Origin of the sequence: Photobacterium sanguinicancri, assembly GCF_024346675.1 — a bacterium.
Taxonomy (GTDB): Bacteria; Pseudomonadota; Gammaproteobacteria; order Enterobacterales; family Vibrionaceae; genus Photobacterium; species Photobacterium sanguinicancri.
Genome location: NZ_AP024850.1, coordinates 139,282 through 156,549 on the forward strand (window position 1 = coordinate 139,282; position 17,268 = coordinate 156,549).

At 46.9% G+C, this 17,268-nt stretch carries 18 protein-coding genes; 8 read left to right on the plus strand and 10 right to left on the minus strand.

The genetic code is table 11. From position 1 onward, the window contains the following. Positions 1-112: 112 nt before the first annotated feature. The 6 genes from recG to OCU87_RS00675 form a co-directional block, all read right to left on the minus strand. A complete protein-coding gene (gene recG / locus OCU87_RS00650) occupies positions 113-2,194 on the minus strand; it encodes an ATP-dependent DNA helicase RecG (protein WP_261857656.1) in 2,082 nt (693 codons plus the stop codon). A 16-nt stretch (positions 2,195-2,210) separates the two neighbouring features. Further along, positions 2,211-2,921 (minus strand): tRNA (guanosine(18)-2'-O)-methyltransferase TrmH, encoded by a 711-nt coding sequence (trmH, locus tag OCU87_RS00655; RefSeq protein ID WP_094957587.1) that lies wholly within the window; start codon positions 2,919-2,921, stop codon positions 2,211-2,213. 76 nt (positions 2,922-2,997) lie between these two features. Beyond that, positions 2,998-5,103: a bifunctional GTP diphosphokinase/guanosine-3',5'-bis pyrophosphate 3'-pyrophosphohydrolase gene (gene spoT / locus OCU87_RS00660; protein ID WP_261857657.1), complete on the minus strand. Its 2,106-nt coding sequence runs from the start codon at positions 5,101-5,103 to the stop codon at positions 2,998-3,000. Positions 5,104-5,120: 17 nt separating this feature from the next. After that, positions 5,121-5,396, minus strand: coding sequence for a DNA-directed RNA polymerase subunit omega (gene rpoZ, locus OCU87_RS00665; RefSeq protein WP_062688277.1), 276 nt, complete (start codon positions 5,394-5,396; stop codon positions 5,121-5,123). 51 nt (positions 5,397-5,447) lie between these two features. Further along, the gene (gene gmk / locus OCU87_RS00670) at positions 5,448-6,074 is read right to left on the minus strand and encodes a guanylate kinase (protein ID WP_094957589.1); all 627 of its coding nucleotides are present in this window, start codon (positions 6,072-6,074) and stop codon (positions 5,448-5,450) included. 235 nt (positions 6,075-6,309) lie between these two features. After that, entirely contained in the window at positions 6,310-7,479 is a 1,170-nt protein-coding gene (locus OCU87_RS00675) for a glycosyltransferase family 4 protein (RefSeq protein ID WP_261857658.1), read from the minus strand. 188 nt (positions 7,480-7,667) lie between these two features. Here OCU87_RS00675 and OCU87_RS00680 point away from each other — a divergent pair, with 188 nt between their 5' ends. Then, a complete protein-coding gene (locus tag OCU87_RS00680; RefSeq protein WP_261857659.1) occupies positions 7,668-8,804 on the plus strand; it encodes a glycosyltransferase family 4 protein in 1,137 nt (378 codons plus the stop codon). A 70-nt stretch (positions 8,805-8,874) separates the two neighbouring features. Here OCU87_RS00680 and OCU87_RS00685 read toward each other — a convergent pair whose 3' ends face one another. Next, positions 8,875-9,738, minus strand: a complete 864-nt coding sequence (locus OCU87_RS00685; protein ID WP_261857660.1) for a YicC/YloC family endoribonuclease — start codon at positions 9,736-9,738, stop codon at positions 8,875-8,877. Positions 9,739-9,962: 224 nt separating this feature from the next. On the opposite strand from OCU87_RS00685, the gene rph reads away from it, so the two are divergent. Continuing rightward, positions 9,963-10,679: a ribonuclease PH gene (gene rph, locus OCU87_RS00690; RefSeq protein ID WP_094958064.1), complete on the plus strand. Its 717-nt coding sequence runs from the start codon at positions 9,963-9,965 to the stop codon at positions 10,677-10,679. A 127-nt stretch (positions 10,680-10,806) separates the two neighbouring features. Beyond that, the gene (gene pyrE / locus OCU87_RS00695) at positions 10,807-11,448 is read left to right on the plus strand and encodes an orotate phosphoribosyltransferase (protein WP_062688289.1); all 642 of its coding nucleotides are present in this window, start codon (positions 10,807-10,809) and stop codon (positions 11,446-11,448) included. 99 nt (positions 11,449-11,547) lie between these two features. Here pyrE and slmA read toward each other — a convergent pair whose 3' ends face one another. The 3 genes from slmA to coaBC all read right to left on the minus strand — a co-directional run bounded on the left by slmA (position 11,548) and on the right by coaBC (position 14,150). Continuing rightward, on the minus strand, positions 11,548-12,138 hold the full coding sequence (gene slmA, locus OCU87_RS00700) for a nucleoid occlusion factor SlmA (protein WP_062688291.1): 591 nt from the start codon (positions 12,136-12,138) through the stop codon (positions 11,548-11,550). A 244-nt stretch (positions 12,139-12,382) separates the two neighbouring features. Further along, complete coding sequence (dut, locus tag OCU87_RS00705; protein WP_048898823.1) at positions 12,383-12,838, minus strand: dUTP diphosphatase; 456 nt, start codon at positions 12,836-12,838, stop codon at positions 12,383-12,385. A 103-nt stretch (positions 12,839-12,941) separates the two neighbouring features. Then, positions 12,942-14,150, minus strand: a complete 1,209-nt coding sequence (coaBC, locus tag OCU87_RS00710; RefSeq protein WP_261857661.1) for a bifunctional phosphopantothenoylcysteine decarboxylase/phosphopantothenate--cysteine ligase CoaBC — start codon at positions 14,148-14,150, stop codon at positions 12,942-12,944. Between the two features lie 268 nt (positions 14,151-14,418). Here coaBC and radC point away from each other — a divergent pair, with 268 nt between their 5' ends. The 5 genes from radC to mutM all read left to right on the plus strand — a co-directional run bounded on the left by radC (position 14,419) and on the right by mutM (position 17,260). Beyond that, a complete protein-coding gene (gene radC / locus OCU87_RS00715) occupies positions 14,419-15,093 on the plus strand; it encodes a RadC family protein (RefSeq protein ID WP_062688294.1) in 675 nt (224 codons plus the stop codon). A 173-nt stretch (positions 15,094-15,266) separates the two neighbouring features. Then, on the plus strand, positions 15,267-15,503 hold the full coding sequence (gene rpmB / locus OCU87_RS00720) for a 50S ribosomal protein L28 (RefSeq protein ID WP_048898826.1): 237 nt from the start codon (positions 15,267-15,269) through the stop codon (positions 15,501-15,503). A 13-nt stretch (positions 15,504-15,516) separates the two neighbouring features. Next, positions 15,517-15,684 (plus strand): 50S ribosomal protein L33, encoded by a 168-nt coding sequence (rpmG, locus tag OCU87_RS00725; protein WP_002535344.1) that lies wholly within the window; start codon positions 15,517-15,519, stop codon positions 15,682-15,684. A 255-nt stretch (positions 15,685-15,939) separates the two neighbouring features. Further along, complete coding sequence (locus tag OCU87_RS00730; protein ID WP_261857662.1) at positions 15,940-16,416, plus strand: hypothetical protein; 477 nt, start codon at positions 15,940-15,942, stop codon at positions 16,414-16,416. A gap of 34 nt (positions 16,417-16,450) precedes the next feature. Beyond that, a complete protein-coding gene (gene mutM / locus OCU87_RS00735) occupies positions 16,451-17,260 on the plus strand; it encodes a bifunctional DNA-formamidopyrimidine glycosylase/DNA-(apurinic or apyrimidinic site) lyase (RefSeq protein WP_261857663.1) in 810 nt (269 codons plus the stop codon). Positions 17,261-17,268: the final 8 nt, after the last annotated feature.

Here is a 17,268-nt window from a genome sequence, read left to right on the forward strand (position 1 = left end):
AGCGATCGCTGTGTAGTTTTGTGGGCGGATTTTCTCACTTGGGTGTTGAGTAATGAAAAGTCAGCCCTTTATGCCTATCAGAAAGAGATAAAGGGCTGCATTACCTTGTAGGCTAAGCGTTGGAATAGTTTTCGCGTTGGCCCAGCCAGCGTTCAATAATGGCTTCGGCATTCGATGGATATTTATCGTGAATGTATCGAGCTAGCTTTTGCACTTGGGGGATCAGGTGTTGGTCACGCACCAGATCAGCGACTTTAAAATCGGCGATACCGGTTTGTTTGGTGCCGAGTAGCTCCCCGGGCCCGCGGATTTCTAAGTCGCGCTGGGCAATAACAAAACCATCGCTACTTTCGCGTAGCACCCCCAAGCGCTTCTGCGCGGTTTGTGACAGAGGGGCGTGGTACAACAGTACACAGTGGCTGGCAACTTGGCCACGACCGACACGACCGCGTAGCTGGTGGAGCTGGGCTAAACCAAGGCGCTCTGGGTTTTCAATCACCATTAAACTGGCATTGGGCACATCGACACCCACTTCAATCACAGTGGTTGCGACTAATAAATCGAGGTCACCGTCTTTGAACTGCGCCATGACAGCTTGTTTTTCTGCGGCTTTCATTCGGCCATGCACTAAGCCTATTTTGAGTTCGGGCAATAGGGCGGTCAGCTCATCGGCGGTGTCAGAGGCGGCTTGGGCTTCTAATACTTCCGATTCATCAATAAGGGTACAAACCCAATAAGCTTGGCGGCCTTCGGTTTGGCACGCAGATCGAATACGCTCAATGATCTCTGGGCGGCGAGAGTCGGACAGTGCCACGGTTTTGATCGGGGTTCGCCCTGGCGGCAATTCATCAATCACCGAGGTTTCCAAATCAGCGTATGCTGTCATTGCTAACGTCCGTGGGATCGGCGTAGCCGTCATGATCAGTTGGTGTGGATAGCGACCTTCATTGGCGCCTTTTTCTCGGAGTTCTAACCGTTGATGGACACCAAAGCGGTGCTGTTCATCAATGATCACTAAAGTGAGGTTGTTAAATATTACGTGGTCTTGAAATAGGGCGTGCGTGCCGACCACCATCTTGGCTTCGCCGCTTTCAATGCGCGCTAATTCGGTTTCACGGGCTTTACCTTTGAGTTTACCTGCCATCCATCCGACTTGAATATCGAGAGGATTGAACCAGTTGGCAAAGTTTTGGGCGTGTTGCTCGGCAAGCAATTCGGTTGGTGCCATTAATGCGACTTGATAGCCGTGTTCGATTGCGCGTAACGCAGCCAGAGCGGCGACTAAGGTTTTACCAGAGCCAACATCTCCTTGAACTAAGCGCATCATAGGGTGCGCGAGCGTCAGGTCTTGTTCGATGTCGGCAACGACCCGCTGTTGCGCCCCTGTTGGGCTGAATGGTAAACCAGCAAGAAACTGCTGCTTGAGATTCTGTTTGGCACTGAGCGGCCATGCATCATGACGCTGACTGTTGCTGCGTACAGCGAGCATCGATAAATTTTGAGCGAGCAGTTCTTCTAATATCAAACGATGCTGTGCGGGATGCTTGCCTTCTTCAAGTTGGTCCAGCGAGATATCAGGCGTAGGGCGATGCATGATGCGTAAGGCTTGCGCCAGCGTCATTTGTCGATCGTATAAACCTTCCGGTAATAACTCACTCACGGCGGCTTTATCCAGTAGCTTCAGCGCTTGGTCTGTTAGGCTGCGTAGGGTGAGTTGGCGTAAACCATCGGTGGTCGGGTATACCGGCGTTAATGTTTCTTCAACACTGAGCTCGGTGGTTTCAGAAAACACCTTGTAGTCGGGGTGAATTATCTCAACCCCAAACTTACCGCGTTTAATTTCGCCGTAGGCTTTAACTTGCTTCCCTTCTGCTAAGCTGTTTTTCATTGCAGCATTGAAGTTAAAAAAGCGAAGGGTTGCCGCGCCATTACCATCGCTGATTTTGACGCTAAGCATTTTTCGTTTGCCAAAGGTAATGCTGTTGTTGAGCACTTCACCTTGAATCGTGAGGTGCTGACCGAGCATCACACCGGCAATCGGCCAAATTCGGGTACGATCTTCATAGCGGAGCGGCAGATGAAACAACAGGTCTTGGACGGTATTGAGCCCAATCTTGGTTAGTTTTTCTGCCATTTTAGCGCCAACACCAGCAAGTTCGGTGAGGGCGATGGTATCTAGTAGCTGTCCGCTCATCGCATGTCCTTATTGGCTATTTTTGCTTGTTTTTCTTTGGTTCAATCGCCTGCATGGTTGCCCACCACGCATCGTCAGCGACGATCTGACCTTCGTTATCCAGTGGCGGGTAAGGCAAGCCTTTACGACGCGCTACTTTGGCGAGTACTGGGTGGCCGCGTTCAAACAAAATACGGTGTACCACTTCGTCAGGTAGCTGGGTGGTTGCTTGGTCGTACATGCCTGCGTTTTGGCGCTGGCGTTGTGCTTCATACAAAATGAGGGCACTGGCCACCGACACATTTAACGACTGTACCATACCAACCATTGGAATGATGATGTCTTGATCGGCAAGGTTTAAGGCTTCTTGGGTGATGCCGTTTTTCTCGCCGCCTAAGATAATCGCTGTTGGTTTGGTGTAATCCACTTCCCGGAAATCAATCGCTGTATCTGAGAGGTTGGTGGCGAGGACTTGCATGCCTTGGCTTTTTAGGTGTTGAACCGCATCAACCATGGTGTCGTGTGTTTCTAGTTCAACCCAATTACGTGCCCCCGCAGAGGTATGGCTAAGCATCCGCATCTTGTCATCTGGCCAGACGGCATGCACTTTATGGATGCCGACCGCATCGGCAGTACGCACAATCGCAGACACATTGTTAGGTTTGTGCACTTCTTCCATACAAACGGTAAGGTCGATTTGGCGTGTCGCCAGCACAGATTGAATACGTTGGTAACGATCAGGAGTCATAGTCGTTGATTAATATCCATAAATAAAAACGCCCAAAAGAGGGCGTTTAGAATAAGTGGTTGTTGATGCGGCTGTATCAGTTTTTCTGACGGGCCACACGGACAACATTCGGCATTACACGAATTCGGCGCATAATATTGGCAAGGTGGATACGACCTTTGGTCGTTAAGCGAACCGTGATGGTGTATAAACGGCCATCTTTTTCTTCGGTTGCTAGCCCTTGAATATTGGAGCCTGTTGCCGCAATCGTGTTGGTTAAATCCGCCAGTGCACCTTGGTGGTTTTGCATGTCCACTTTTAGGTTAGTCACGAATTCTTGTTCAAAGTCTTCGCTCCACTCTACCGCCATGTACTTATCGGGTTCTTTTTGGTAACCACGAATATTGGCACATTCTTCACGGTGAATAACCAAGCCTTTACCCGGACTGACGTGCGCCATAATGGGGTCGCCATTGATTGGGTTACAGCAATTGGCAAACGTGAGCAAGATGCCATCAGCACCCTGGATCGGTAAGCGTCGAGCACCTTCATTATGGTTATTCAGCTCTTCAGGGTTACCTAATAAGCGGCGAGCAATCACCACACTCATTAGTTCACCTAAGCCGATATCCGTCAGTAAATCGTCCATCGATTCCAATCGCAGATCAGACAGCACTTGCTGGAGATTATCTGGATTGATTTGGTCGATGCTTAACTCACCGAGCGCATGATTCAGCAGGCGACGACCAAGGGTGATAGATTCATCACGGCGCATGGTTTTCAGTACCTGACGGATACGCGCACGGGCACGAGATGTCACCACATAGTTGAGCCATGCAGCATTGGGACGGGCACCTGGCGCACTGATAATGTCAATTGTCTGCCCGTTTTTCAGCGGTTTGCTGAGCGGGTAAGGTTGACGATCAACCCGTGCACCAACACAAGCATTACCTACATCGGTATGGACAGCATAAGCGAAATCGACCGCGGTCGCGCCGACTGGCAATTCAACAATACGGCCTTTCGGTGTAAAGACGTAAATCTCATCTGGGAACAGATCTGATTTGACGTTTTCGATAAATTCAAAAGAATTACCGGCACTCTGTTGTAGCTCAAGTAAGCTCTGCATCCAACGTTGTGCTTTCACTTGGGCGGTTGTACCCGAGCTTTCACCGTCTTTATAAGTCCAATGTGCTGCGACACCTTTGTCTGCCATTTGGTCCATGTCGTCAGTACGAATTTGTACTTCAACAGGCACACCATGTGGGCCGACAAGTGAGGTATGCAGTGATTGATAGCCATTGGCTTTTGGGATCGCAATGTAGTCTTTCATGCGGCTTGGGCGCGGCTTGTACAGGTTATGTACTTGGCCCAATACGCGGTAGCAGGTGTCGAGATCGGTGACCAGAACACGGAACGCGTAGATATCCATTATTGAATGGAAACGCTGTTCCTTACTCTTCATCTTGTTATAGATGGAGTACAGGTTCTTTTCACGGCCGACAACCGTACCTTTAATTCCCGCATCTTCAAGGCGACCCTCGATTTCTGCGTGAATTTTATTAATCATTTCTTTACGATTACCACGCGCCGCAGCCACCACTTCTTTGAGCACTTTATAACGGTTTGGATATAACGCTTCAAAGCCTAACTCTTCGAGTTCAGTTTTGATGTTATGAATACCAAGACGGTGTGCCAGTGGAGAGAATATTTCGAGCGTTTCGCGGGCAATACGACGGCGTTTATCCGGACGCAGAGCACCTAGGGTGCGCATGTTGTGCGTGCGGTCAGCCAATTTGATTAGAATAACGCGAATGTCATGGGCCATTGCCATGATCATTTTGCGGAAGTTCTCTGCTTGCGCTTCTTTGCGGTCGCGGAACTTCAGTTTATCCAGCTTCGATACGCCATCAACCAATTCTGCAACGGTGGCACTAAAGCGGGTTTCCAAGTCTTCCTTGGTAACTTCGGTGTCTTCGATTACATCATGGAGAAGTGCAGCCATTAACGTCTCGTAATCGAGGCGCATTTCCGCAAGAATGCGGGCCACAGCAATCGGGTGGATGATATAAGGTTCGCCACTAGAGCGAGTCTGCCCTTCGTGGGCATCACGCGCAACGAGATAAGCCTGCCTAAGAGCCTCGATGTGAGGCTCTGGCAGGTATTCGGTTGCGACTTCTTTCAGGCTATCAAAAAGATACAATCGCCCGGTTCCCTGAATTAACGGTGGTCGCCTGCAATAGCGCTAACTGCTGCTAGCTCTGCTGCTTCTTGCTCTTGAAGTTCCTGACGCTCACGAGCATCAAGAATATCCTTAGTGATAAGGCCTTCTTCGATTTCACGAAGCGCGATCACTGTGTACTTGTCGTTTTCTTCTGGAACCAGTGGATCCTTACCGCCAGTTTGCATTTGACGAGCGCGGCGTGAAGCAACTTGGATCAGATCGAAACGGTTGCCAATTTTATCAACAGCGTCTTGAACGGTTACGCGTGCCATGGAGGACTCCAGTGGTTATATAAAAAAAGAGGGAAAATTGTACAAAAATACTTACTGTTCTGCCAGTAGGGCGTTCAGCATGCTGTTATATTTAGCAGTTTGTTTGTCTTGCTTCAATCGTTCTGCGCGGATAATCGCTTTGAAATCGATAAGAGCAACATCAAAATCATCATTCACGATCACGTAATCGTATTCGCTGTAATGTGAAATCTCAGAACGTGCCTCTTCCATACGACGAGCAATAACAGCATCGCTGTCTTGGCCGCGCGCATTAAGTCGACGCTCTAATTCTTCTTTTGATGGCGGAAGAATAAACAGGCTTTTCGCTTGTGGCATCTGCTTGCGAATTTGACGCGCACCTTGCCAGTCGATATCAAGGAATACGTCGATTCCTTTGTTTAGCTGATCTTCAATCCACGGACGTGACGTACCGTAGTAATTGCCAAATACTTCTGCATGCTCAAGAAAAGCACTTTTGCTTGCAAGTTCAGTAAATTCTTCAACACTTACGAAGTTGTAATGAACGCCGTGTTCTTCACCTGGGCGCATACCGCGCGTGGTGTGAGAAACCGATACTTTCATGTCATAAGTTGGGTTGGTTTCCAATAGGGCGTTAATCAAGCTTGATTTACCCGCACCGCTTGGTGCCGACACAATGTATAACGTACCTTTGCTCATTGCTGTTTCACTCAGTGTTAGAAGGGCGCGCAGATTATCATGAACTGCGGTTAATTTAAATCAGATAGTCAAGGAATAACCAATAATCTTTTTCATGGTGGCTGTGATGTGAACTCAGTGCGGTAAATGATAACGCCCTTCTTATTTATATACTGTTAGCGCTTAATGCATTGATTGGCCGTGTATTCGATTTGATCATTCAAGAACGCCATGTAATAAAAATAGCAGATCGTACTTAAAGCAGAGCGGCAAAGTTTTTTATCATGGTCTCGAAGCTGAATTGTTGCGATACACGCAGCTTATTGGCTCGGCCTATGGTTGGCCAGTAATCTTGATGTGCTAATAGCTTCTTCATTGCTTCAGGGTAATCACTTGGCGCCGCGATATAGGCCATGTTTTCGGGTGATAGCATGGTTTTAATGTCACCGACATCGGTTGAGACAACGGGCAGTCCCATTGCCATCGCTTCTAATATCGAGATCGGCATTTGCTCGGTATCCGACGATAAACAAAACACATCCCCACGGGCGAGAAATCCCCAGATGTCGGTGACGTTACCCGTTAGCTCAATACGGTCGGTTTGATCGAGCTGGATGACATATTCACGCAGTTCCTCGAGTAAGGGCCCCCCGCCACCAATAATTAATTTCCCACTGGGCACGGCCGCTAAGAAGCTATCGATTAAGCGAGGGATGTTTTTCTCAGCTCGTAGGGTTGCCAGCGTAATAAAGGTCGGCTGGGCCTGTTCGGTTGTTTTTGAACTGGGTGTATCTTTATCTGCTGCGGTATCTGAAGCGGTATGAGAACGCGATTCTGGCAGTGCGATGCCGTTGGGGAAATAAACTAATTGCGATGCAGCAACATGCCAATCCTGTTGTGCGATATGTTGAAGCTGGTGCGAGGGCACTACTACCTTAGTGTTATCGGACAGTGCGAGGCGACGAAAAATATTTCGGCGCGGTAAGCGATCTTGTTGCTCTTCGGGACCAAAGCCGTCTTCCCAATGGACGTGTTTGGTGGCTGTTGCTGAGGTCGTTGCATGATGGAAAATACGGTGTGCTAATGCCCATTCAATCGCGCCCCAATTGTAGGTCATCAATACATCATGCTGATGGTCTGCTAAATAATGCTGAATTGTCTGCATCCGCTGCAGAACATGTTGTTGTTTCAGTTGGCGTAGGTCGATGAATGTTGCATCTACTGTTTCTTGTAATTTGCTTTTAGCATCAAAGTTACCGTCTAAAGCAATGACAGTGTGACGGTAATCCTGCGGGCAGGCATTGGCGATGTGGGCAAAACGCACTTGTTGGCCACCGATCGCAAACGTGGGGAAGACATGCAGAATATTTTTTTTATGATGGGCCGTTGCTCCTGCTGAAGCTAGATTTTTTACGTTGTCATCCATCGTTCCATCCTTGGTGTGTTACATGGGAGTGTTCAGAGGGCTGTTTTTATTTTTATTGTTTTTTATGTACCCAAACTAACTATAGTAAAGAGCTATCGTGCTAGTAGTGGAATTCTTGTCATGGGAATTACACTCATTTTCAGTTTATGATGTAGTGTATTTTTTTAGCACTTTTTAGAGGTGGTAGCGTGACGAAGCAGTTATTTCAATTAAATTTACAGCAGCATTTTGGTGGTGGTGAAGTTTATACCCATTTTCTTTGCCAAGGATTAGACGCGCTGAATATTGGGTATACTCTTTTAACGCACCCTAAAGCCGATTATTGGCATAAGTTGTCATTTGGCAATACAAAAATTCAGCCTATTACTCCAGACTTAGACGGTGTAATAACAGCGCTCGGTGATGTCCCTGCGGTACTACTGACTCATGGTGGTATTGATAAAAAATGGCGTAAGCAATTGAAAGATAGGGGTCACCGTTTGATTGCGATTGCTCATATGCCTTTATATAGTCGCGATCCTTCATCTTATGATGGTTATGACGGTGTCATTGGGGTGTCACGGTATGTAATTGAAAGCTTGAAAGATGCCAAAGTGGAGAATATTTACCCAGAACCTTGGTATGGAGTAGCCTCACTGTCTCGTCATATCGAAGAAGATGCCCCCATTTTACAAGCATCGTGTTATGACTGGGATTTGCGTAAAGGCCGAGATCGCATTTTGTCATGGCTTGAACCTGTTTATGAACAATTCCGTCCTAAAGTGCAGTGGCAAAAGCAAGATGGTTTGAGTATCGGTATTGTGTCGCGTATTACGCCTATTAAACAATTTCCATTGATGTTTGAACATATAGCGCAAGCATTATCAGAAGTGCCAAATCTAAATATTGAAATCTTTGGTAGTGGTGGTTACGCCTCGGTACGTGATTTACGTAAGGCTTTGGGACCGTTAGGTGATCGTGTACGTTTCTGGGGGTTCCAGAAAAATGTTGAAGGTATTTATAGCCAGCTCGATTTTTTAATTGCAGGGCTTCCTGAAAAAGAAGCCTTGGGCTTAAATGTGATTGAAGCGCAACATTGTAATCTGCCAGTCTTGGCTGTGAAGGCTTCTCCGTTTGTCGAAACTGTCGTTGATGGTAAAACAGGGTTCTTATTTGAAGATCCACGTAACGATAATGGTGCAGACCTGAAAGCGATTCTGACTGACATTCAGAATGGGCTGCGCCCGATGCCTCAGCCGCAACAGCATAAAGCGCACCTAGATGAGTTCTCATTACCCGTATTTACTCAGCGAGTGGAGAAAGCGGTGTCGTGGTTACTTTCGTAATAGATTATATTTAAATGTAAAAAAAGCGCCGAAGGCGCTTTTTTATTATGGGCGAAATGAAAAATAGTGATTACTCAATATTTTGAATTTGCTCACGCATTTGTTCGATCAGCACTTTCAATTCAACGGCAGAAGCTGTGATCTCAGTGTTGATAGATTTTGAGGCTAGGGTGTTCGACTCGCGGTTGAACTCTTGCATCATGAAATCTAAGCGACGACCACATGCGCCACCTTTTTTCATGATCTTTTGTGTTTCTTTCACGTGTGAATCAAGACGATCTAGCTCTTCTGCTACATCGCTCTTCTGTGCTAGCAGGATCAGTTCTTGCTCTACACGGCTTGCATCTAGCTCAATTTTTGCGTCTTCAAAACGGCTGAGTAGGCGCTCACGTTGCCACGCCATCACTTCTGGCATTTGTGCGCGGACTTTACCGGCTTCCACAGTGATTGCATCAAGACGATGAACAATCAGCTCTTTCATGTTTTCGCCTTCGCTTGCACGTGCCGCAATGAAGTCGGTTAGTGCTTCTTCAAAGCCCGCCAGCAGATCTTTGTTGATGGCATCAAGGTCTTGCTCTGGAGTTTCCATCACGCCCGGCCAGTTCAATACTTGGAATGGACCGATATTGCCTTCACCAGAGGTATCTTTCACCCACTGGGCAGCTTTGATCACTTGTTTCGCGAGATCTTCATTAATCGATAGTTCACGATTAGAAGATGCGTTCGCTTCAAAACGAAGGTTACATTCGACTTTGCCGCGAGCAAGACGTTTACGGAAGCGTTCGCGCAGAACCGGCTCTAGGCCACGGAACTGTTCAGGCATACGTAAGTAGGTTTCTAAGTAACGCTGGTTTACCGAACGGATTTCCCAAACGGCGCTGCCCCAGTCGCCCTTTACTTCACGGCGCGCGTAGGCGGTCATGCTATGAATCATTGGCTGATGGCCCTTTTGTTAAGCGGTTTGCTTGAAGCTGATGCTCGAAGCGTTGATGAGCTGATTATACTCAGCATTGATTATAAAAGGAATTGAACCACGTTGTTGTGGCTTTACGCGGTAATTGTGCGCGTCTAGAGGCAATCGTTTAGCAAAGGGTTAGCACTGGCGAGTGTAACTGGCTATAATCGCCGGTTAAAATTACTCAGTCAAAGGTTATCCCGATGCGTCCAAGCGGCAGACAGACCCACCAAGTTCGTCCTATTACTATTACTCGCAACTTTACAGCACATGCTGAAGGCTCTGTATTAGTTGAGTTCGGTGATACCAAAGTGATTTGTACCGCGAGTGTGGAAGAAAATGTTCCTCGCTGGCTAAAAGGTAAAGGTCAAGGTTGGGTAACAGCCGAATACGGCATGCTACCTCGTGCGACACACACCCGTAATCGTCGTGAAGCGGCAAGTGGTAAGCAAGGTGGTCGTACGATGGAAATCCAGCGTCTGATCGCTCGTAGCTTACGCGCTGCGGTAGATCTTGAAGCGCTAGGCGAGCAAATGATCACTGTTGATTGTGATGTTATCCAAGCCGATGGCGGTACGCGTACTGCTTCTATTACTGGTGCTATGGTTGCACTAGTGGATGCGATTAATTACATGATTGAAAAAGGCCTGCTGAAAAAGAGCCCGCTTAAAGGCATGGTTGCTGCTGTGTCTGTCGGTATCTATAACGGTGAGCCAGTTTGTGATTTGGAGTACGTTGAAGATTCAGCGGCAGAAACCGACATGAACGTAGTGATGACCGAAGAAGGTAAGATGATCGAGATTCAGGGCACTGCGGAAGGCGAAGCCTTTAGCCATGAAGAATTGCTGGCGATGTTAGCGCTGGCGAAAGACGGGATTACCGATATCATTTCGATGCAGAAAGCCGCGTTAGAAAATTAATAATTAAGCGACTCTATTGAGTCGCTTTTTTTTGCCTGAAATTTGTCGAGAGTGTTACCGAATAGGACCTGTCGATAGGTTTAGCGAATAAATCAAAAGACATAAATAGCCATATTAAGGAGTTACAATGAAAGCATATCAGCGTCAGTTCATCGAATTTGCCCTAGAGAAAGGTGTGTTGAAGTTTGGTGAGTTCACACTGAAATCAGGCCGTCAAAGCCCGTACTTTTTCAATGCGGGTTTATTTAACTCAGGGCGTGATCTTGCACGTTTAGGCCGTTTTTACGCTGAAGCTTTAGTTGAAGCTGGTATTGATTACGATGTGCTATTTGGCCCAGCGTACAAAGGTATTCCAATTGCAACCACAACCGCGGTCGCTTTGGCTGATCACCATGATGTGGATACGCCATACTGTTTTAACCGTAAAGAAGCGAAGAACCACGGTGAAGGTGGTAACTTAGTGGGCAGTGCGTTAGAAGGTCGAATCATGTTAGTGGATGACGTGATCACTGCGGGTACGGCAATTCGTGAGTCGATGGAAATCATCAAAGCGAACGGTGCTGACTTAGCGGGCGTATTAGTGGCTATTGATCGTCAAGAAAAAGGCAAAGGCGAGTTGTCTGCGATCCAAGAAGTAGAGCGCGACTTTGGCTGTGAGGTGATCTCGATTGTGTCACTGGGTGATGTCGTGACCTACCTTGCCGAGCAAGATGGCATGGAACAGCACCTTGAAGCAGTAAAAGCGTACCGTGCACAATACGGCGTTTAAGCGTTGTTGTAATAAACTATGATGACGAAAAAGGCTTGCCACTGGGCAAGCCTTTGTTGTTTTTAGCGCCTAGCGCTGTCAGGTAATGGCGAAAGACGCTTAACCTAGCTGAGCACTCAGCAGTGCCCAATAATCATCAAAGCTCTCTGTTGGCTTGTACTTGAAGTTTGAACGCACGTAGCGGTTTAAGCTGCCTTCAACTTGGCCGAGTAACTGCGCGGCCAAGATCCCTTCATCAACAGGGAAACCTTTACCTTCACGCAGTTTACGCTCGCGCAGTACCTGACGGAGTTGGGTTTCGATACGTTCAAATAACTGGTTGATACGTGACTGTAGGCGGTCTTGTTCAAACATCAGTGCATGGCCCGTCATGATACGGGTTAAGCCTGGATTACGTTCTGCGAATACTAAGATCAGCTGTAGCACCATGCGTAGGCGATTCAGGGTGTCTTTTTCTTCATCTAGGATACGGTTGATGCGAGTGGTGATTGAATCTTCAATGAACTCAATCAGGCCTTCAAACATACGCGCTTTGCTTGGGAAGTGACGGTACAGCGCAGCTTCTGACACGCCTACTTGAGCCGCAAGTTTGGCCGTAGTAATACGTTGGCTACCTTGTGCAGACTCTAGCATTTGTGCCAAAGCTTGTAGAATTTCTTCGCGGCGATTGTTTTTTTTGTTGCCTGCCATGAATAACCGTTCCTTTTCGAAATGAGTACCACAGTTTGGCACTCGGCAAATACACCGAGATGCATTATTCGCTGGGTATAAAAAACCCGCCTATCTTAACGGTGCGCTGACACAGAGAAAAGTGTTAGCTGCTGATAGTGCTGAGTTATCGGTAAAAAAACTGTATCGGCAAAAAAAACGCAACCTGAAGGTTGCGTTAGATCGCTTTTATTCACGATGGATTTTTCTGACGATATGCCGTGATTTATTGACGACCAGAGTGACCGAAGCCGCCTTCGCCACGATCGCTACTGTCAAAGTCGTTCACGATATTAAAGTCAGCTTGTACTACAGGTACAAACACTAACTGTGCGATACGATCGCCAGGTTCAATGGTGAAGGTCGATTGACCGCGATTCCATACCGATACCATCAACTGACCTTGATAGTCAGAATCAATCAGCCCAACCAAGTTACCCAATACGATACCGTGTTTATGGCCCAGACCTGAACGCGGTAAAATAGTCGCGGCAAGGCTTGGATCGCCAATATGAATTGCAAGACCGGTTGGAACAAGGTGGGTTTGGCCTGGTTCTACGGTTAATGCTTCGTCTAGGCAAGCGCGTAAATCGAGCCCCGCAGACCCTTCAGTCGCATAAGCGGGAAGGGGAAATTCATTACCAACACGTGGGTCTAGGATTTTTAGGTCGATCTTTTTCATGTTGCTCTCTTAATGTATGCATCTTTCCTTGTTACAGCCCAAACACGGTTAAAGATGTGTATTTGGTGAAATTTACTTCGTGCTATAACAATTTGAATAAGGATTATTGCTTGCGGTAAAGCGCTGTAATCTCATCGATGAGCTGTTTACCAAGTTCACTCTTATTGGTAAGAGGTAGCGCTTTGTCACCTTGTGGCCAGTATAAGTGCAGCGCATTTGTATCGCTGTTGAAACCTTGCCCTTGTTGCGCAACATCGTTAGCACAAATTAGGTCGAGATGTTTGCGGGTCAGTTTACCTCGTGCGTATTGCTCAACATCTTGGGTTTCAGCAGCAAAGCCAACCGTAAAAGGACGGTTGTCAGCTAAAGCTGCCACACTCGCCACGATATCTGGGTTTTTGACCAGCGTGATTGTCATGGTGTCTTCATCACTCTGTTTTTTCATTTTCTGCTCTGCAACTGTGGCAGGACGAAAATCGGCAACAGCCGCACAAGCGATGAAAATCTTATGTTGAGGCGCGTGCGTCATTGCGGCTTGATGCATTTGCTCGGCGCTCTCAACGTCAATACGTGTTACACCTTGTGGTGTCGGTAAGTTGACGGGGCCACTAATTAAAGTGACTTTAGCGCCGCGCTCTGCAGCGGCTTGCGCAATCGCAAAGCCCATCTTACCCGAGCTGTGGTTAGAGATATAACGAACCGGGTCTAATGCTTCACGCGTTGGTCCAGCGGTAATGGTCAGTGACACATCAGTTAAATCCGCGGGTTGAAAAAAATCTTCAGCACGGTGCACTAACGCCATTGGCTCTAGCATTCGACCTGGGCCTACATCGCCACAAGCTTGCTCTCCGCTTGCTGGACCCCAAATGTGGAAACCACGACGTTTTAGCGTTGCGATGTTCTCTTGGGTCGCAACATTGCGGTACATCTGTTGATTCATCGCAGGTGCAACCACGATAGGTGAATCCGTGGCAAGGCATAAGGTAGAGAGCAAATCATTGCCCATCCCCGCACTCACACGAGCTATCAGGTCGGCTGTTGCTGGCGCCAGCAAAACCATATCAGCCCATTTTGCCAATTCGATGTGGCTCATGGATGCTTCAGCCGCAGGATCAAGCAAGCTGCTTGCGACAGGGTTTCCAGAAACGGCTTGCATCGTTAAAGGGGTAATAAATTCTTGTGCTGCTTTGGTCATCACGACTTGTACTTGAGCGCCACGCTCAATAAGGCGACGGGTGAGTTCGGCGCATTTATACGCGGCGATGCCACCACTGATTCCGAGAAGTATTTTTTTTCCTGCTAGCGTCTGCATGAGATTGCCTGATTAACCAAAAACAAGGGCAACACGATAGCATCAAATATCGTGCGGTTCATCGTCCAAGATCAATCGACAATCGGCTAGAGGGTAATGGTATTTATTGCTCTAACAGTAACAAAAGGCAGGGTTAGCAAGTTCACAAGGTTATGAGGGTAGGAAATATCATTACGGTAAAAAGTTACTTTTCACTCGTAAGTTAGTTGTCTCAAGTTTGTATTTTGGCTGTGAGGGTTCAAGCGTATACATGACTAAAGAGGCCATTATGACATTAAAAAATTTACCGAATGCAGTTTTACCTCGTGAAAAACTCTTACAGCTCGGGGCAAAGGCGCTCACAGATGCTGAATTATTAGCCATTTTTTTGCGTACAGGCTTACCGGGTATCAATGTGATCGAGCTATCGATCTTACTTTTGGAAGAATTTGGATCGTTACGCGCACTTTTAGCCGCCGACGAAAAACGGTTCTGTGAAGTAAAAGGGCTTGGACCAGCAAAGTATGTTCAGCTGCAAGCTGTGTTGGAAATGAGTCATCGTCACCTTGAAGAAACCCTCAAAAAAGGCGATGTGCTGACCAGTCCGCAACAAACTAGGCAATATTTAAGCCAAATATTACGCGATCGACAGCGTGAAGTTTTTTATATTTTATTTCTTGATAACCAGCACCGCGTCATAACTGGCGAGGTTTTGTTTGAAGGAACGATCGATTCTGCGGCGGTTTATCCACGTGAAGTAGTAAAAAGATCACTGGAACTTAATGCAGCCGCGCTCATTTTAGCGCATAATCACCCATCAGGCGTAGCTGAACCTAGTCAGGCTGACCGTCGAATAACTCGAAGAATCACTGATGCACTTGCATTGGTGGATATTCGTGTTCTAGACCACTTTGTTGTGGGTGATGGGGAAATCATTTCTTTTTCTGAACGAGATTGGCTATAAAATAGCCGTTTTTTGAACAAAAAGTGAAGAAAGGATCTGCTCGGGACTTGAGCAACTGGTTTTGACTTAGTATAATGCGCGACCTTTGATAGCTGTGGTTATATGTAAAAAGCTTTTTTACATTGAATTAATCACAGTAGATATCGAGCCGAAACGATTTGGAGAAGACAGTAATGTCCCGAGTATGCCAAGTAACTGGTAAGCGTCCTGTAACGGGTAACAACCGTTCACACGCACGTAATGCCACCAAGCGTCGTTTTCTGCCGAACCTGCAAACTCATCGTTTCTGGGTAGAAAGCGAAAAACGCTTCGTTAAACTACGCCTTTCTGCGAAAGGTATGCGTATCATTGATAAGAAAGGCATTGATGTCGTTCTTGCAGATATGCGTACTCGCGGCGAGAACGTTTAAGAGGATTTGAACAATGGCTAAAGGCATTCGTGAGAAGATCCGTCTAGTATCATCAGCTGGTACAGGCCACTTCTACACTACCGACAAAAACAAGCGTAACATGCCAGGTAAATTCGAGATCAAGAAATTTGATCCTGTAGTTCGCCAGCACGTTATGTACAAAGAAGCTAAAATCAAGTAATTGATTTTAAAATCTTTGATAAAAACCCAGCATTGTCTGGGTTTTTTTATACCTGCAATTTAGCGATTTACCTCGCATTTCTAACATTCCCCATTTTATTTCTTTTGGTGATGTATTCTGCTTCGCCTTATCGCATACCGTTACTGAACGCGAAGACATGTTTTCAACGTTAGCTGCTATTACTTGATGGCAGGGTGAATTGCATTGCCTAGTTGTAACAATGGTATGATGATGAAGGGAAAAAGGAGCCAATCCATGAAGCTATCTCGTCGTAGTTGGAACAATGTCATTATTTTTGCGGTTATTATTTTTATCGCAGTAATCCAACTTCCCACACTAATAAAAGAAAAATACGGCACAGCGCCATCCCAATCAACGCTGAGCGCGTTATTACCTGAACAAGCTGTGATTGAACAACTGGTACTCCCTGATCAACATTATGTCCGTTTGGGCGCTGATTGGCGTATAACAGGTGATGAGGCAGTTATTCATGACGATTCGGTGATCATGCATTGGGCAACCTTAGCTGGCACACCTGTGGATGATGCGACAATGGCCAAGCTAAAGCCGCAGTTGACTCACCCGGTGTCTGTTGAAATTTGGCTACAGGCCTATGATGAACCTGTGCGAGTAACTGTGTATCAACTACCGCAGTTTTGGCTGTTAAAAAACTGGCAGTCGCAATGGCTTGCGGTGTCGGTTGAGCCGACGTATTTATTTCCTTCACAATAAGTGACCAATCATTAATTAAAGATAGGGAAGTGAGATGCCTGAGTTACCGGAAGTCGAAGTGAGCCGTATGGGGATCTCGCCGCATGTTGTCGGGAAAACAGTCTCCGCCATTATCATCCGCAATCCGACATTGCGCTGGCCGATCCCCGAAGCAATCAAAGCCATTGAAGGACAGGTGATCAGCCAGGTAACACGGCGAGCTAAGTATTTACTCCTGCACACGGATGTTGGTACTGCGATTGTGCATTTAGGTATGTCTGGCAGTTTGCGAGTGTTGCCTGCTGGGACTCCAGCTGAAAAGCATGATCATGTTGATTTAGTCTTAGCGAGCGGTGAGATGTTGCGTTATAACGATCCTCGTCGCTTTGGTGCGTGGTTATGGGCTGAACTTAATGAATTACATCAAGTGTTAACGAAGCTTGGTCCTGAGCCGTTAGAGGCCGTATTTGATGCCGACTACTTATTTGACAAGGCACAAGGGCGACGCACTGTGGTAAAGCAATTTATTATGGACAATAAAGTGGTGGTGGGCGTTGGGAATATCTACGCCAATGAAGCGCTCTTCAGTGCTAAGATTTCACCGCAACGTCCTGCGAATAAAATGACTAAAGCGGAAGTTATTCGTTTAGTGGCTGAGATAAAATCGGTGTTGGCTTTTGCGATTGAACAAGGCGGTACGACGCTGAAAGACTTTAAAAATGCCGATGGTAAACCGGGGTATTTCGCGCAAGAACTACAGGTCTACGGCAAAGGTGGGCAAGTGTGTCCTCGGTGTGATCACTCTTTGAGTGAAGTTAAAATTGGGCAGCGTACTACAGTTTATTGTTGTGAATGCCAAAAATAAGAATTGAT

Excerpts from the sequence above, each read along its gene's own strand:
- mutM (WP_261857663.1), top strand. The coding sequence starts at position 16,451 with ATGCCTGAGTTACCGGAAGTCGAAGTGAGCCGTATGGGGATCTCGCCG.
- rpoZ (WP_062688277.1), bottom strand. The coding sequence starts at position 5,396 with ATGGCACGCGTAACCGTTCAAGACGCTGTTGATAAAATTGGCAACCGT.
- rph (WP_094958064.1), top strand. The coding sequence starts at position 9,963 with ATGCGTCCAAGCGGCAGACAGACCCACCAAGTTCGTCCTATTACTATT.
- recG (WP_261857656.1), bottom strand. The coding sequence starts at position 2,194 with ATGAGCGGACAGCTACTAGATACCATCGCCCTCACCGAACTTGCTGGT.
- rpmB (WP_048898826.1), top strand. The coding sequence starts at position 15,267 with ATGTCCCGAGTATGCCAAGTAACTGGTAAGCGTCCTGTAACGGGTAAC.
- OCU87_RS00730 (WP_261857662.1), top strand. The coding sequence starts at position 15,940 with ATGAAGCTATCTCGTCGTAGTTGGAACAATGTCATTATTTTTGCGGTT.
- radC (WP_062688294.1), top strand. The coding sequence starts at position 14,419 with ATGACATTAAAAAATTTACCGAATGCAGTTTTACCTCGTGAAAAACTC.
- OCU87_RS00685 (WP_261857660.1), bottom strand. The coding sequence starts at position 9,738 with ATGATTCATAGCATGACCGCCTACGCGCGCCGTGAAGTAAAGGGCGAC.
- gmk (WP_094957589.1), bottom strand. The coding sequence starts at position 6,074 with ATGAGCAAAGGTACGTTATACATTGTGTCGGCACCAAGCGGTGCGGGT.
- slmA (WP_062688291.1), bottom strand. The coding sequence starts at position 12,138 with ATGGCAGGCAACAAAAAAAACAATCGCCGCGAAGAAATTCTACAAGCT.
- OCU87_RS00675 (WP_261857658.1), bottom strand. The coding sequence starts at position 7,479 with ATGGATGACAACGTAAAAAATCTAGCTTCAGCAGGAGCAACGGCCCAT.
- trmH (WP_094957587.1), bottom strand. The coding sequence starts at position 2,921 with ATGACTCCTGATCGTTACCAACGTATTCAATCTGTGCTGGCGACACGC.
- rpmG (WP_002535344.1), top strand. The coding sequence starts at position 15,517 with ATGGCTAAAGGCATTCGTGAGAAGATCCGTCTAGTATCATCAGCTGGT.
- dut (WP_048898823.1), bottom strand. The coding sequence starts at position 12,838 with ATGAAAAAGATCGACCTAAAAATCCTAGACCCACGTGTTGGTAATGAA.
- coaBC (WP_261857661.1), bottom strand. The coding sequence starts at position 14,150 with ATGCAGACGCTAGCAGGAAAAAAAATACTTCTCGGAATCAGTGGTGGC.
- pyrE (WP_062688289.1), top strand. The coding sequence starts at position 10,807 with ATGAAAGCATATCAGCGTCAGTTCATCGAATTTGCCCTAGAGAAAGGT.